This window comes from Brachybacterium sp. SGAir0954 (assembly GCF_005490785.1).
Taxonomy (GTDB): domain Bacteria; phylum Actinomycetota; class Actinomycetes; order Actinomycetales; family Dermabacteraceae; genus Brachybacterium; species Brachybacterium rhamnosum.
Window position 1 is genome coordinate 3,087,946 of sequence record NZ_CP027295.1, and the last position, 14,291, is coordinate 3,102,236.

14 protein-coding genes are annotated in these 14,291 nt (G+C 75.4%); 4 read left to right on the plus strand and 10 right to left on the minus strand.

The annotated features are described in order from the left end of the window. Positions 1 to 117: 117 nt before the first annotated feature. From C1N80_RS13875 to C1N80_RS13885, 3 genes are all read right to left on the minus strand, one after another. A complete protein-coding gene (locus tag C1N80_RS13875; RefSeq protein WP_137771315.1) occupies positions 118 to 1,665 on the minus strand; it encodes a cell wall metabolism sensor histidine kinase WalK in 1,548 nt (515 codons plus the stop codon). Next, entirely contained in the window at positions 1,662 to 2,405 is a 744-nt protein-coding gene (locus C1N80_RS13880) for a response regulator transcription factor (protein ID WP_137771316.1), read from the minus strand. The genes C1N80_RS13875 and C1N80_RS13880 overlap by 4 nt, the downstream gene beginning before the upstream one ends. Before the next feature lie 115 nt (positions 2,406 to 2,520). Further along, positions 2,521 to 4,389 (minus strand): serine hydrolase domain-containing protein, encoded by a 1,869-nt coding sequence (locus C1N80_RS13885; protein ID WP_137771317.1) that lies wholly within the window; start codon positions 4,387 to 4,389, stop codon positions 2,521 to 2,523. 179 nt (positions 4,390 to 4,568) lie between these two features. On the opposite strand from C1N80_RS13885, the gene C1N80_RS13890 reads away from it, so the two are divergent. After that, complete coding sequence (locus C1N80_RS13890; protein ID WP_137771318.1) at positions 4,569 to 4,976, plus strand: hypothetical protein; 408 nt, start codon at positions 4,569 to 4,571, stop codon at positions 4,974 to 4,976. A gap of 124 nt (positions 4,977 to 5,100) precedes the next feature. Continuing rightward, positions 5,101 to 5,373, plus strand: a complete 273-nt coding sequence (locus C1N80_RS13895) for a 2Fe-2S iron-sulfur cluster binding domain-containing protein (protein WP_137771319.1) — start codon at positions 5,101 to 5,103, stop codon at positions 5,371 to 5,373. 41 nt (positions 5,374 to 5,414) lie between these two features. On the opposite strand, the gene C1N80_RS13900 is transcribed toward C1N80_RS13895, so the two are convergent. Next, positions 5,415 to 6,518 carry a BadF/BadG/BcrA/BcrD ATPase family protein gene (locus C1N80_RS13900; protein ID WP_137771320.1) on the minus strand — a complete coding sequence of 368 codons (1,104 nt, stop codon included), beginning with the start codon at positions 6,516 to 6,518 and terminating at the stop codon, positions 5,415 to 5,417. A gap of 332 nt (positions 6,519 to 6,850) precedes the next feature. Between C1N80_RS13900 and C1N80_RS13905 the strand changes: the two genes are divergently transcribed. Then, positions 6,851 to 7,804 (plus strand): N-acetylmuramic acid 6-phosphate etherase, encoded by a 954-nt coding sequence (locus C1N80_RS13905; protein WP_137771321.1) that lies wholly within the window; start codon positions 6,851 to 6,853, stop codon positions 7,802 to 7,804. Beyond that, positions 7,801 to 8,706 carry a MurR/RpiR family transcriptional regulator gene (locus tag C1N80_RS13910; protein ID WP_137771322.1) on the plus strand — a complete coding sequence of 302 codons (906 nt, stop codon included), beginning with the start codon at positions 7,801 to 7,803 and terminating at the stop codon, positions 8,704 to 8,706. The genes C1N80_RS13905 and C1N80_RS13910 overlap by 4 nt, the downstream gene beginning before the upstream one ends. 176 nt (positions 8,707 to 8,882) lie before the next feature. Here the strand turns inward: C1N80_RS13910 and C1N80_RS13915 are convergent, their stop codons facing one another. The 6 genes from C1N80_RS13915 to C1N80_RS13940 all read right to left on the minus strand — a co-directional run bounded on the left by C1N80_RS13915 (position 8,883) and on the right by C1N80_RS13940 (position 14,264). Then, positions 8,883 to 9,704, minus strand: coding sequence for a phosphotransferase (locus tag C1N80_RS13915; protein ID WP_137771323.1), 822 nt, complete (start codon positions 9,702 to 9,704; stop codon positions 8,883 to 8,885). A gap of 59 nt (positions 9,705 to 9,763) precedes the next feature. Continuing rightward, positions 9,764 to 10,063, minus strand: coding sequence for a hypothetical protein (locus C1N80_RS13920; protein WP_240811146.1), 300 nt, complete (start codon positions 10,061 to 10,063; stop codon positions 9,764 to 9,766). Between the two features lie 99 nt (positions 10,064 to 10,162). Then, entirely contained in the window at positions 10,163 to 11,983 is a 1,821-nt protein-coding gene (locus tag C1N80_RS13925; RefSeq protein ID WP_137771774.1) for an ABC transporter ATP-binding protein, read from the minus strand. A gap of 14 nt (positions 11,984 to 11,997) precedes the next feature. After that, on the minus strand, positions 11,998 to 12,795 hold the full coding sequence (locus C1N80_RS13930; protein WP_137771324.1) for an SDR family oxidoreductase: 798 nt from the start codon (positions 12,793 to 12,795) through the stop codon (positions 11,998 to 12,000). Between the two features lie 99 nt (positions 12,796 to 12,894). Beyond that, the gene (locus C1N80_RS13935; protein ID WP_137771325.1) at positions 12,895 to 13,812 is read right to left on the minus strand and encodes a cation diffusion facilitator family transporter; all 918 of its coding nucleotides are present in this window, start codon (positions 13,810 to 13,812) and stop codon (positions 12,895 to 12,897) included. Continuing rightward, positions 13,812 to 14,264 carry a metalloregulator ArsR/SmtB family transcription factor gene (locus C1N80_RS13940; protein WP_240811147.1) on the minus strand — a complete coding sequence of 151 codons (453 nt, stop codon included), beginning with the start codon at positions 14,262 to 14,264 and terminating at the stop codon, positions 13,812 to 13,814. The genes C1N80_RS13935 and C1N80_RS13940 overlap by 1 nt, the downstream gene beginning before the upstream one ends. Positions 14,265 to 14,291: the final 27 nt, after the last annotated feature.

A 14,291-nucleotide genomic window follows, 5' to 3' on the forward strand; every position in this document is an offset into this window, starting at 1 on the left:
CCGGCGGGTTCTACTGGGCGCGCGGCACGGGGCCGGTGCGCTGTTCTTCCCGCGGCTCTCCGGTGATGGCCGGGTCGGTGCCGATGCGCGACAGTGTACGCGCGGCGCCGCGCACGGTCATCCCGCGCCGAGCGGAAGAGACAGGGTGAACACGGTGCGGCCGGGCCGGGAGGCGACCTCGACCGTGCCCCCGTGCGCCTCGGCGATCGCGCGGACGATCGACAGGCCCAGGCCCGTCGTGTTCTCGCTCCCGGAGCGGGCGCGATCGGCGCGGGTGAAACGTGAGAAGACGTCCGGCAGGATCTCGGGGTCGATGCCCGGGCCGTCGTCCTCGACCTCGAGCACCGCCCGCTCCCCCGCGACCCGGAGCCGCACGGAGACGTGGGTGCCGGCAGGGGTGTGCTTGCGGGCGTTGGAGAGCAGGTTGACGATCACCTGCGTGAGCTGGCGGGCGTCACCCCGGACGGTGACGGGGGCGTCGGGCACGTGGACGTCGACGCGGTGCTCGCGGGCCGTCGCACGGGCGTCCATGACGCTCTCGAGCGCGATCTCGCCGAGGTCGACCTCCTCGTGCTGGCGCGGGGCGTCCTCCTCGAGCCGGGCGAGCAGCAGGAGGTCCTCGACGAGCGAGGTCATGCGCGCGGACTGCGCGTCGAGACGGTCCACGGAGCGCCCGCCCTGCTCGGTGAGGTCCTCCGTGAGCCGCAGCATCTGCGTGTAGCCGCGGATCGCGGTGAGCGGGGTGCGCAGCTCGTGGGAGGCGTCCGCGACGAAGCGGCGCATGCGCTCCTCGCTGCGGTGGCGGGTGTCGATCGCCCCCTCGACGTTGTCCAGCAGGTGGTTCAGGGCGCGGCCCACCTCCCCCACCTCGGTGCCGGGCACGGCGTAGCGCTCGGGGACCCGCTCGGTGAGGGTCACGCTGCCGCGGTCCAGCGGGGTGCGGGCGACGTCCCCCGCGAGCCGGGCCACGCCGTCGAGCGGGCGCAGCGTGCGGCGCACGAGGGCGGAGCCGCCGATCCCCGCGGCGGCGAGCGCGGCGAGGGTGGCGACCAGGAGGGTGAGGTCCAGGCGCAGCAGGGTCTCGCGGACGGGGTCCACGGGCAGGCCGGTCGCGATCGCGGTGGCGTCCGCGCCGGCACCGGATCCTCCCGTGCCGGCGCCGCCGTCGTCGGAGCCTCCGGCCCCGGAACCGCCGTCGGTCAGCAGCACCCGGTAGGTCCCGATGCTCAGGGACACGGTGGTGCGTCCGTCGTGCCCGGTCGAGCCGATCGGGGTGGGGTCGAGGTCCGCGAGGGCCGTGCGCAGCGTGGCGAGGTCCTCCGCGCCCAGGTCCTTCAGGTCCCCGGACTGGTCGCGCCAGGTGGCGGAGGTGACCTCGCCGTCCTCCAGCGCGACGGTCAGCTCGTACTCGCCGCTGCCGGGGTCCCCGCCCGTCGGCGCGGAGGGCAGACCGGAGGGGTCCGGTCCGTCCTGCGGCGTCGTGACCACGCCCTCGCGGACCAGCGCCCGGGAGGCGGCGCGCTCGAGCTGGCCGTCGAGCTCGTCGTAGAGCTGGCCGCGCACGGAGACGTGGGCGATCACCCCGATCGCGAGGCACACCACGGCGACCGTCGCGGCGAGCAGGGCGAGGAGCCGCGCTCGCAGGGTCAGCGGGCGGCGCCTCATCCGGCGGGCTTGAGGACGTACCCGGCGCCGCGCACCGTGTGGATCATCGGCTCCCGGCCCGCGTCGATCCGCTTGCGCAGATAGGAGATGTACAGCTCGACGATGTTCGCCTGCCCGCCGAAGTCGTAGTTCCACACCGCCTCGAGGATCTGCGCCTTGGAGAGCACGCGCTGCGGGTTCTCCATGAGGTACTGCAGCAGCTGGTACTGGGTCGCGGTCAGCGGGACGACCTCCCCGCCGCGGGTCACCTCGTGGGTGTCGACGTTCATGACGAGGTCGCCGACGACGAGCTCCTCCGCCCCCTGGGCGACGACGCCGGAGCGCTGCACGAGGCGGTGCAGGCGCAGCAGCACCTCCTCGATCGTGAAGGGCTTGGTGACGTAGTCGTCCGCCCCGGCGGCGAGGCCCTCGATGCGGTCCGTGGGAGCGTCCATCGCGGTGAGCATGAGGGCCGGGATGTCCGGGTGCAGGGCGCGCACGCGGCGCAGCACCTCGACCCCGTCGATCCCGGGGAGCATGCGGTCCAGGACGAGGACGTCCGGCCGCAGCTCACGGGCCTGGCGCACGGCGTCGAGGCCGTCCCCCGAGAGGTGCACGTCCCAGCCGGTCATCTGCAGCGGGAAGCGCAGGAGATCGGCGATGGTGGGCTCGTCCTCGACGACGAGCACGCGGACGGGGCTGCCGTCGGGGTGCTCGAGGCGCGGAAGCGCGGCGAGGGCGGCGAGGGCGTTGTCGGGCACGGGGGACCTCCTGGCGGGATGCTGCTCAGAGACTAATCGGCGATCGCGCCCGGGACACCGGCGACCCAGCAGGTCACAGCGACCGCTGGCGGTCCCCACAGCGCGCGCACAGGCGTCAGCTCCGCCCGACCCGCTCCCAGCCGTCCGCGCTGACGGCGGCGGCATCCGCCTCGCGGTCGGTGTCCAGCAGCGTCTCCCCTCCCCGCGTGATCGCGATCCGGCCGACGAGCGCGCCGAGACCGCGGACGGCCTTGTCGGTCGTGACGGCGGCGCGCACCTGCACCTCCCCGGCGAGCGCGGCGCCGCCGGCGTCGACGAGGTCGAATCCGCCGCGCCAGGTGAGGCGGCCGCCCCAGCCGGTGACGACGCCGTCCGGGAGCTCGATCCGCTCCTCGACGAGGTCCTCCACGGGCCGGCCCCGGTCGCGGTCGCGGCGCTCGAGCGCACCGGCGAGGGGCGCCCAGGTGGCGCCGCCGTCGGCGCTGGCCTCGATGCGCAGGGTGTCGTAGGCGGTCTCGAGGTGGGCGAAGAGCTCGAGCTCGAGCCGCGCGGGCTCCGCCGCCGCCGGGAGGTCGGCGGCGACGGTGAGCGTCGCGGTGCGGGCGTCCTCCTGGCCGGCGAGCCATCCGGCCTCCGCGGACAGCAGGCCGTGGGCACGGGCGACGGCGGTCGAGACCTCGCGGCGCACGGCGTTGGTGCTGGACCACTCGCGGGTGGGGTGCACGGCGTTGGTGAGGAGCACGATGACGGTGTCGGTGAGCGGGTCGATCACGAGCGAGGTTCCGGTGAAGCCGGTGTGGGCACCGCTGAAGGGGCTCGTGAGCCCTGCGTGGTAGGACCAGGCGGCGAGCTCCGGGCCGAGGCCGCGCCGTGCCCCGCCCTCCCCGGTGATCCCCGCGATGCGGTCGGTGAACATGTCCTGGACGGTGGCCCGCTCGAGCACGCGGGCGCCGCGGTGCTTTCCGCCGCCCAGCAGCATGCTCGCGAAGACCGCGACGTCCTTCGCGGTGGAGAAGACGCCCGCGTGGCCCGCGACGCCGCCCAGGGCGTAGGCGTTCTCGTCGTGGACGCGGCCGTGCACGAGCTCGCCGTAGAACTCCTGGTACTCGGTCGCGGCGATGCGGGGGCGCAGGGAGGCGTCCGGGGTGTACATCGTGTCCGTCATGCCGAGCGGCGCGGTGATGTGGTCGTGCACGTACGCGTCCAGGCGCTGCCCGCTGAGCTCCTCGACCATCCGGCCGAGCGCGATGAGGCCCAGGTCGCTGTAGAGGTACCCCTCCTCCGGGGCTGCGGCCGGGGTCGCCGTGAGCGCCGCGTCCCAGCGCGAGGCCTCGTCCGGCCAGTCGCTGTACAGCGGCAGGAAGGCGGGCAGCCCGCCGGTGTGGGTGAGGAGGTGGCGCACGAGGATCTGCTGCTCGCCGTTCTCGCCGAAGCGGGGCACGTGCCGGGCCACCGGGTCCTCGAGGGAGACGCGGCCCTGCTCGACGAGCTGGAGCACGGCCGTCGCCGTGAAGAGCTTCGAGAGGGAGGCGAGGTCGAAGATCGTGTCCGTGCGGGCGGGGATCCGCTCGGTCTCCGGGAGCTGCGTGGTGGCGTCCGCCCAGCGCAGGGCGTCGCCCTCCGCGTGCTCGAGGACGATGCCGCCGCCGACGGCGACCAGCACGCTCGCCCCAGCGAAGCGCGGCGGGTCCTGCGCGATCGCGGCCCGCAGGATCCCCGGGACCTTCTCGATCCACGCCTCGTCGAGGCCGGCGGCGCGCGGCGAGGAGGGATGCAGGGGGTGCCCCGGTCGTCGGTCCCACGGGTGACGGCCGGCGGGGCGACGCCCGCGGTCCCAGGCGGGCACGGCGGCCGCAGCGGCGGCCCGCGGGCTCGGCTTGGGCGGCGAGGGGTCGCCCATCGCGAGGGCGGGGACGGGCGCGGCGAGCCCTGCGGCGAAGGCGGCGGCCATGAGGCCCGTGCGACGAGGGAAGGAGGAGGTCATGCCCGCCCACCGTAGGGCGGAGCCCGCCCTGTGGCAACCGTCACACCCGCACCCCTGGCCGGTGCGGCACGCTCTCAGGGAACCGGCCCTCCTCGCACAGAGCCCCCACAGGTCGCGACGGTCGGATGGACCACGTCGACGGGGCAGCCGCCTCGTCGCCCCGATCACCGGAGGTCCCGATGAGCAGTCCGCGCGAGCCCGACCCCCCGCTCCGCCCCTCTCCCGCCCACATGCCTGCGAGCTCCCACGCGCTCGCCCGCGCGGCGGGTGCGCACTCCGGCGGTGCGCACGCGCAGCCCGTGGCCGCCGCCGTCGAGGCGCCGCTCGCCGAGGTCGTGCAGCCGACGGGACGGTCGATGTCGACCCTCGCCCGCGCCGCCCTCGGCGCCGGCGCCGCCTCGCTGGGCGCCGCCGCGCTGCTCGTGATGACCTTCGGGCCGGCCGCCCTGGCCCTCGAGCCGAGCACGCTCGCCTCCTCGCCGCCCTCCGCCTCGGCGGAGGCCCCCCATCCCGTGCGCGCGGCCGACTGGGTCGATGCCGCGCCCGAGGCCGCCGTGACGCAGCGCGAGCAGGAGCTCGAGGCCTGATCCGCCGCTGCGCGGCGCCGCGGGTGAGGTGATCCTCACCTGCGACGCAGGGGCCGTGCGTGGGATGCTGGTGCGACGGCGCCCGGCATCGGCCGGGGCCCGGATCGACCATCAAGGAGCGAGGATGTCGCTGTTCGGAGAGCCCTTCACCGCCAAGTGCCTGAAGTCGGGGGTCACTGTCGAGGTCGCCGAGGGCCAATCCCTGCTCCAGGCGCTCCTCGACGCCGGCATCTCGATGGACTACTCCTGCGAGGGCGGCGTGTGCGGCACCTGCGTCGTGCCGCTGGTCTCCGGCGAGGTCGAGCACCTCGACGAGTTCCTCATGGACGACGAGCACGACACCCAGATGACCACGTGCGTCTCTCGTGGCGTGGGCGAGATCGAGATCGACGTCTGATCCTTCGCTGAACCCCGCCGGTCATCCGGCGGGGAGCGCGATCAGCGGGCCGGGCCCGCCGATCGGGCGGCGTGCTCGGCCGCGAGCCGGAGCGCCCCGTGGACGGGCTCAGCGCCCCGCGCCGTCCTGAGCCCCCGCATCTCGAGCCCGGCCCGGACGCCCGCGCGGACCGTCCCGCTGCGCTCGAGCACGGATCCCGTCATGACGACGGTCCCTCCGACCCCTGCTCCGGTGTCCCGCACCGCGTCGAGCGTGCCGAGCAGCGCCTCCGCGGCCCCATCGAGGATCCTCGCCGCGACGGCGTCACCGGCGGCCGCCGCCTCGCTCGCGCGCGGTGCGAAGCGCCCCCAGGCGGCCGGGGCGAGCGGGTCGACGGCCGCGATCATCGCCTGGCGCACGTCACCCGCCCCCGGCTCCCTCGGCGCAGGGAGACCGAGCTCCCCGAGCACCGCCGTCGTGAGCGCCGTGGAGGGGCCGCGCCGGTCGAGGTCCGCGGCCGCCGCACGCAGCACCTCCCGGCCGATCCACACCGCGGAGCCCGCGTCGCCGAGCAGCCAGCCCATCCCGTCGGACCGCTCCACCGGGCGGTGGCCCGCGAAGCGCACCGCCGCGGCGCCCGTGCCGGCGAGCAGGAGCAGGCCGTCCCCGCCGGTCCCGCCCGCGGCGAAGGCCGTGACCATGTCGTCCACGACGTGCACGTCAGCCGGGTCCAGCAGGTCCTGATCACACGGCGCCGAGGAACGGGCGGCGAGCCGCTGCCCGAGTCCCTCCCGCACGGCGCGCTCGACCCACCCGTGCCGGGCCGGCCCGGCCCCGGCGATGCCGAGCACGACCACCGCGCGCACCGCAGGTCCTGCACCCTCGGCCCACGATGGACCGGGGCCGCTCGGGGCGGCGCCCTCGGGATCCGCCCCGGCGAGGAGGGCGGCGCCCTCGACGAGCGCGGCGGCGACGAGGTCCAGCAGCGCCTCGAGCGCCCCGGGGGCCGCGGAGCCGGGGTTCGCGCCGGGCCCCTCGCGGCGCAGGAGCTCCTCCCCCGCCTCCCCGCTGCGGGGGTCGAGGAGGTGGAGCCGCAGGCGGGCGTGGGTCCCGCCGACGTCCGCCCCGAGCAGCAGCGTGCTCCCCCGGCTCGTCCCGCCGCCCATCGCGCCTCCTCGTCCATGGCCGGGGTGTCTCCTGGAGATCCCCGATCCCGCATGCTATTTTCCTGCGAAGTCTTTCATCCGAAAGTTCTTTCCGCACGGTGGCGGTCCCGTCGCCGGCCACGCGTGCGCGCCGCACCCCGTCCCGGAGGTGACCATCATGAAGGATCGTCCGCCCCGGGGAGCCGCGCCGGCGACCGTCGTGCCTCCCCACCCGGAGGCACACGCACCATCCCGTGGACAGCACGCGCCCCGGACGGCCGGCACGCGATGATGTGCGGCACGACCACGCAGCGGCGCCCCGTCCCGGTGCGTGCGACGGAAGGAGACCGGCGATGAGCTCATGGCAGTCGCTGCTGGACCTCGCCTCCCCCACCGAGGAGCGCAATCCGGCGACCGAGGACCTCGACACGCTGCCGGCCGCCGAGCTCACCGCGAGGATCCTCGAGGCGGACGCCGCCGTGATCACCGCCGTGCAGTCGCTCTCCGCGCCGCTCGCCGCGCTCGTCGAGGACTGCGTGGCCGCGATCGCCGCCGGCGGCACCGTGCACTACGTGGGCGCGGGCACCTCGGGGCGTCTGGCCGTGCTCGACGCCGCCGAGCTCCCGCCCACGTTCAACGTGGGCCCCGACCACTTCACCGCGCACCTCGCGGGCGGTCCGCGCGCGATGGTCGTCGCCGGCGAGGGCGCCGAGGACTCCGCCGAGGACGGCGCCGCGCTCGTGCGCGAGCAGTGCGGCCCCCGCGACGTCGTGATCGGGCTCGCCGCCTCCGGCCGCACGCCCTACGTGGGCGGCGCGCTGACCGCCGCCCGGGAGAAGGGACTGGTCACCGCCCTGATCGCCGCGAATCCTCAGGCCCCGCTCGCCGATCTCGCCGATCACGCCCTGCTCGCCGACGTCGGCCCCGAGGTCGTCACCGGCTCCACCCGTATGAAGGCCGGGACCGCGCAGAAGCTGCTGCTGAACGCCCTCTCCACCGCGACGATGGTCCGGCTGGGGAAGACCTACTCGAACCTCATGATCGACATGCGGGCGAGCAATCAGAAGCTGCGCGCCCGCAGCGTCCGCATGCTCGTGCAGGCGAGCGGCGCGGCGCCCGAGCACGCCGCCGAGGTGCTCGAGGAGGCGGAGGGCTCGATCCGGGTGGCGCTCGTCGCCCTGCTCGCGGGGGCCGAGGTCCCCGCCGCCCGGGACGCCGCCGCCGCCCGGCCCCCCGATCCCTCGCGGGCGGGCGACCCGGCCGGGATCCGCGCCGCGGTCGCGCTGCTGACGGAGGCGCGCCGATGACCGCCGCCGGGCACGAGCAGGTGCTCACGACGCTGCGCGCGATCGCCCCCGGGATGCAGGGGGCGCTGCGCCGCATCGCCGACGTCATGCTCGCCGATCCCGCGGCCGCCGCGGAGCTGTCCATCGACCGTCTCGCCGAGGCCGCGGACTCCTCCCCCGCCTCCGTCGTGCGCCTCGCCCGGGACCTCGGCTTCTCCGGCTACCGGGAGCTGCGCTTCGCCCTGCGCGCGGACCTCGCCTACGCCTCCGGCCGCGACGCCTCGAACGGGGGATCCGCGGAACTCCACCGCGACATCGATCCCACCGACTCCCTGGACCAGGTGATCGCCAAGATCGCCTTCGCGGACTCCCGCGCCGTGACCGAGACCTGCGAGCGCGTCGACACCGGCGAGCTCGCCGCGATCACGGCGCTGCTCTCCTCCGCTCGCCGGGTCGCGACCTTCGGGGTGGGCGCCTCCGCCTTCGCCGCCACGGACCTCCAACAGAAGCTCTCCCGGATCGGCCTGTGGGCGGCCGCCTACAGCGACGCCCACGAGGGCCTGCCCGCCGCCTCGCTGCTCGGCGAGGGGGACGTCGCCGTGGGCATCTCCCACGGCGGCGACACGATCGACGTCGTCGACGCGCTGCGGATCGCGCAGGAGGCGGGGGCGCGGACGGTCGCGCTGAGCAACACCGCCGGCTCCCCGCTCGTCTCCCTCGCGGACCATGCTCTGCTCACCGCGGCCCAGGAGTCGCCCTTCCGCTCCGGCGCGACGGCCTCCCGCCTCGCGCAGCTGACCCTCGTGGACATCATCTTCGTGACGGTCGCGCAGCGGCACCACGAGGAGGCGGGCAGGGCGCTCGACCGGACCCGCGAGGCGATCGCGGCGCGCCGCCTGGACCGGGGCGGCCGCCGCCGCTGAGCCGGGCCCCGTCGGTGCTCACGGCCCACGGCCCACGGCCCACGGCCCACGGCCCACGGCCCACGGCCCAGTATTGGCACGTCAGGAAGCATGATCGGCCCGCCATGCTCCCTGAGGTGCCCATCGCCTCTGGGGTGCCGATGGCCCCTGGGCTCCGGTGGCGACGCGGACCCGGCTCAGGAGCAGAGCGCGTCGCGCCAGATCTCCGCGTGCCGCTCGAGGTGCGCGGCCACTCCCGCCCAGTGCGCGCCGTGGCCCTCGAGGTACATCGAGCCCCACGGCTCCCAGCCGCTGCGGTGGGCGCGCTCGAGGTGGTCGTGCATCGCCTGCGCCCGGCGCGGCAGCAGGGCCGCGAGCTCGGCCCGCAGCGCGGCATCGGCACCGTAGCCCCGCCCGGTGGTCCCGTCGGCCGCGTCGGCCTCGTGTCCCCGTCCTGCCGTCCCGTCGGCCCCGTCGACGCCGAGCACGAAGGCGCGGAGGTCCTCGGCGGCGCGGTGCGGATCGGCGGTGACGTCGTTGAGCGTGAAGGCCTGCGCGGAGTAGGCGAGGTCCCAGGCGCGGGTGCTCAGGCCGGCGCCGTCCCAGTCGATGAAGACCCACCGCGGCCCGAGCACGAGGTTCCAGGGGGTGAGGTCCCCGTGGCAGACGAGGTCCGCGTCGGCGACGGGGATGAGGGCCGGCCCGAGGCCCAGCTCCTGGGCGCTCAGCCCGGCGCAGGCGTCATGGATGAGGCGCACCATGGCCCCGACCTCGGCGAGCTGCGGGCGGCTCAGCGGCGGGGAGTCCATCGCGAGGGCGCCGGGCACGTACTCGGTCACCATGCGGCCCTGCTCGTCCTGCCCGAGCGGCGCCGGCAGGTCCACGCCGCGGTCCCGCAGCGTGCCCATGAGCGCGAGCACCCCCGGCGAGTGCCGGGTCCAGGGCTTGCGCACGGTGTCCCCCACCCGCATGACGCCCGCGCTGGCGTTCCCGCCCGCGAGCGGGATCTCCGGTTCCATACTGGGAGCGTAGTGGCGGCCCTGCACGCCCCGGGACGTGGCCGACGGCGGCGGGGAGGTCAGAGGCGGGGGCCGGCGAGCGCCCAGGCGAGGACCACGAGCACCGCGGCGCCCGCGGCGACGGGCATCGCGGCCGCGAGCGGCAGCGCCGGCCCGGCGACGAGCAGCCCCAGCACGACGAGCGAGGCGACGCTGAGCAGGACGGCGAAGAGCAGCGGACGGCCCATGGCGCGGCGGCCGCCGCGGGTGAGGGTCGCCCCCTCGCGGAGGTCCGGGTCCTCGTGGTGCGTGAGCGTGGTCATGGTGTCCTCGTCGACGGCAGGGTTCCTCGGGCCGGGAGGCTCGAGGACGGGCGACATGACCCGATCCTCCTCGTCCCCGCCGCCCCGGACATCCCCTCGCCGGAGGAGACGCCGTCATCCTTTCGTCGTACGTCCGACGAGGCGCGCCCCGCCTCCTCAGCGCTCCGCGGGGTCCGTGTCCCGCGCGGCGAGCTCCGCGAAGGCGCCGCCCGCGGCGAGCAGCTCCGCGTAGGTGCCGCGCTCGACGACCCGGCCGTGGGAGAGGACGACGATCTGGTCCGCGTCGCGGATCGTGGAGAGCCGGTGGGCGATCGAGATGACGGTGCGGCCGCGGGAGACGGCGTCGAGCGCCCCGGACATGGCGCGCTCGGTCGCGGTGTCCAGCGCGGAGGTCGCCTCGTCCAGGAGCAGCACGGGCGGGTCCCGCAGGATCGTTCGGGCCAGGGCGAGGCGCTGCTTCTCGCCGCCGGAGAAGCGATAGCCGCGCTCCCCCACCACGGTCGCGTAGCCGTCGGGGAGGGAGGAGATGTGCTCGTGGATCTGGGCGATCTCGCACGCGGCGACGAGCTCGGCGTCGCTCGCGCCGGGGCGGGCGAAGCGCAGGTTCTCCGCGATGCTCGCGTGCAGCAGGTAGGTCTCCTGGGTGACGACGCCGAGGCTCGCGGCGAGCGACTCGCGGGTCAGCTCCCGCAGGTCGTGGCCGTCCAGGGTGATCCGCCCGCCGCTCGGGTCGTAGAGCCGGGCGAGCAGGTAGCCGGTGGAGGTCTTCCCGGAGCCGGTCGTGCCCACGAGCGCCGTGTGCCGGCCCGCGGGGATCGTGAGGTCGATGTCGTGCAGGGACGGGGAATCCGCTCCGGGGTAGGTGAAGTCGACGTGCTCGAGGCGGATCTCGCCGCGCACCCGTGCGGGGTCCAGGGCGACCGCGCCGGGTGCGTCGACCACCGTGAGCGGCGCGTCGAGGTACTCGAAGACCCGGGTGAACAGGGCGAGCGAGGAGTTCACCTGCGCCGCGACCCGGAGCATCCCGTTCACCTGGGGGAACAGGCTCGACTGGAGGGCGATGAAGGCGACGAGGGTGCCGATCGTGACGCCGCCGCCGGCGAGCAGCAGGTGCCCACCGAGGAGATAGGTGAGCGCCGGGAACAGGGCCATGAGGGTCGTGAAGACGGCCATGTGCCAGCGACCCGCCATCTCGGAGCGCACCTCGAGGTCCCCGAGGCCGCGGGAGTCCGCGGTGAAGGCGTCCACGAGCGCGCGGGTGCGGCCCATCGTGAGCCCCAGCAGGATGCCGGAGACGGAGAGGGACTCCTGGATCCCGGCGGAGAGGTCCGCGGCCTTCTCCTGACGCTGCTTGACGATCACGCGGCGGCGCGATCCCACGCGGCGGTTCATCCATACGGCGAAGGGCAGCGCGATGAGCGAGAAGAGCGTGAGCCGCCAGTCCAGGGCGAGCATCGCGACGACCGCCATGAGGATCCCGGCGCCGCTCGAGACGATCTGGGTCATGACGTTCGTGACGACGGCCTGCATGGAGCCGATGTCGGAGAAGATCCGGGACTGGATCTCGCCGGTGCGGGTGCGGGTGAAGAAGCCGAGGCCCATCCGCTGCAGGTGACCGTAGACGGCGACGCGCAGGTCGTGCATGACGGACTGCCCGACGCGGGTGGAGAGCATCGCCTGGGTGACGCCGAGGGCGCTCGAGACGATCGTGACGGCGATCAGCCCGCCGACGGCGTACAGCAGGAGGTCCTCGCGGCGATCGGGCAGGGCGACGTCGACGATCTCCCGCACGAGGAACGGGGAGACCACGCCGGCGGCGGCGCCGAGGGCGATGAGCGCGAGCACCGCGAGCAGGGTCCGACGGTAGGGCCGGAACAGGGAGAGCACCCGTCGGACGTCCGCCTTCTGCCCGGGGGCGAGGCGCAGCTCGGGGCCCCCGCGACCGCCTCCGCCGCCGCCCGTGCCGGGCCCGCCCATGCCGGGGTGGACCGTCACAGCCCCTGGTGCCGGGCCACGCGGTGGGCGGCCGCCTGGGCGAGGGGACGCACGGTCACGAGGTCGAGGTTCACGTGGTGCGGGGCGTTCAGCGCGTAGGAGAGGACGTCCGCGCAGTCCTCGGCGGTGAGCGGGTTCTCGACCCCGTCGTAGACGGCGTCGGCCTTCCCCTGGTCACCGAGCCGCACGAGGGAGAACTCCTCGGTGCGGACCATGCCGGGGGCGATCTCGATGACGCGGATCGGCTCCCCGTTCAGCTCGAGCCGGAGGGCGGCGGCGAGCATGTGCTCCCCGGCCTTCGCGGCGTTGTAGCCGGAGCCGCCGGGATAGGCCTCGTGCCCGGCGACGGAGGTGAGGAAGAGGAGGTCGCCGCGGCCGCTGCGGCGCACGGCGGGCAGCAGGGCGCGGGTCACGCGCACGGCGCCGAGCACGTTGGTCTCGTACATGCCCTGCCACTTCTCGAGGTCCGCCTCCGCGGCGGGCTCGACGCCGAGGGCGCCGCCGGCGACGTGGACGACGGCGTTGAGCGTGCCGCCGAAGAGCTCCTCGACGCGGGCGGCGAGGGCGGCGACGGAGTCGTCGGAGGTGACGTCCACGGCGAGCACCTCGCAGCCGGTCTCCTCGGCGAGCGCGGCGAGGCGCTCCTCGCGGCGGGCGATCGCGAGCACGCGCCAGCCGTCGGCGACGAGGCGGGCGGCGGTCGCGCGGCCGATGCCGGAGGAGGCACCGGTGACGACGGCGGTCAGGGGCGCGGAGGACGGGGCGGGGCGGTCTGCGGCAGCGGCGGAGGTCATGGCGCCGAGCCTACGTCGCAGGGTCGGTGCGCGGCGCCGGCGTCCCGGCGGCGCGGGGACGTGCGGGCGGGACAGCGGACCGGGCGGCGGGCGGACGGGTCACCACGCGGACTCCTCGTCGGTGCGGTGGGCCTCCGGCTCGATCTGGAGCGTGCAGTGCTCGAGACCGTGGCGGGTGCGGAGCAGCTCCTGGGCGGCGTCGAGCACGCCGTGGGCGTCCGCCCGCTCCTCGACCCGGAGGTGGGCGGTCGCGACGTCCATGCCGGAGGTGAGGGTCCACAGGTGCAGGTCGTGCACCTCGGTGACGCCGTCCAGGGCGGCGAGATCCGCCTGCACCGCCGCGGGGTCGAGGTGGCGTGGCGTCTCCTGGGCGAGCACGCCGAGCACCTCGCGGCCCAGCATCACGGCGCGCACGGCGACGAAGGCGCCGATCGCGAGGGCGACGACGGTGTCCGCGAGGGCGCTGCCGGTGAGCGCGACGAGCACACCGGCGACGACGACGCCGATCGAGCCGACGGTGTCCGCGAGGACCTCGAGGTAGGCGCCCTTGACGGCGAGGCTCTCGCGCGCGCCGCCGGAGAGGATCCGCATGACCACGAGGTTCACGGCGAGTCCCAGCACGCCGACGACGAGCATGCCGGTGGTGCCGATCTCCGGTGCGGTCCCGAGCCGCCCGATCGCCTCGATGAGCACCCAGGCGGCGACGGCGAGCATGACGAGCACGGCGAAGAGGGAGGCGAAGACCTCGATCCGGTAGAGGCCGAAGCTGCGGCGCCCGCTGCGGTCCCCGCGGCCGGCGACGGTCGCGGCGCCGAGCGCGGCGGCGAGGGTGAGGACGTCCGCGGCCATGTGACCGGCGTCGGAGAGCAGCGAGAGCGATCCGGTGAGCAGGGCGGTGACGAGCTCGACGACGAAGAAGCCGCCGATCAGCACCAGGGCGATCGCGAGGCGGGAGCGGTGGCGGCCGCCGGCGCTCAGCGCCTCCGCACCTCCGCCGTGGGAATGGCTGTGTCCCATCAGGCTCCCTCCCCGCGCTCGGGATGGCGCAGCGGCGAGTGCGCCGTGTGGGTGAGGGCGAGGTCAAGCAGCTCGAGGACGTGCGGGTCCTCGAGCCGGTAGTACATGCGGCGCCCCTCGCGGCGTGGGGTCACGATGCGGTGGGCGCGCAGCAGCTTCAGGGCGTGCGAGGTCGCGGACTCGGACTGGCCGGCCGTGAGGGCGAGGTCGTGGACGCACAGCTCCCCGCCGCGCAGGGCGAGCAGGAGCGTGAGCCGGTGCGGCTCGCCGAGGAGGGAGAGGACGTCCGCGACGTCCGCGACCGCGGCGGGCGCCGGCAGGTGCGCGCGGGCGTGCCCGACGGCGTCAGGGTCCACGGCGTCGGAGTCCACGGCGTCGACGACCTCAGGATCGGGGCCGACGGCGGAGCCGGGGTCGACCACCGTCACCTGATCATCTGACGAGACGTTCATACGTCAAGGGTAGGAGTCGCCCTCCCG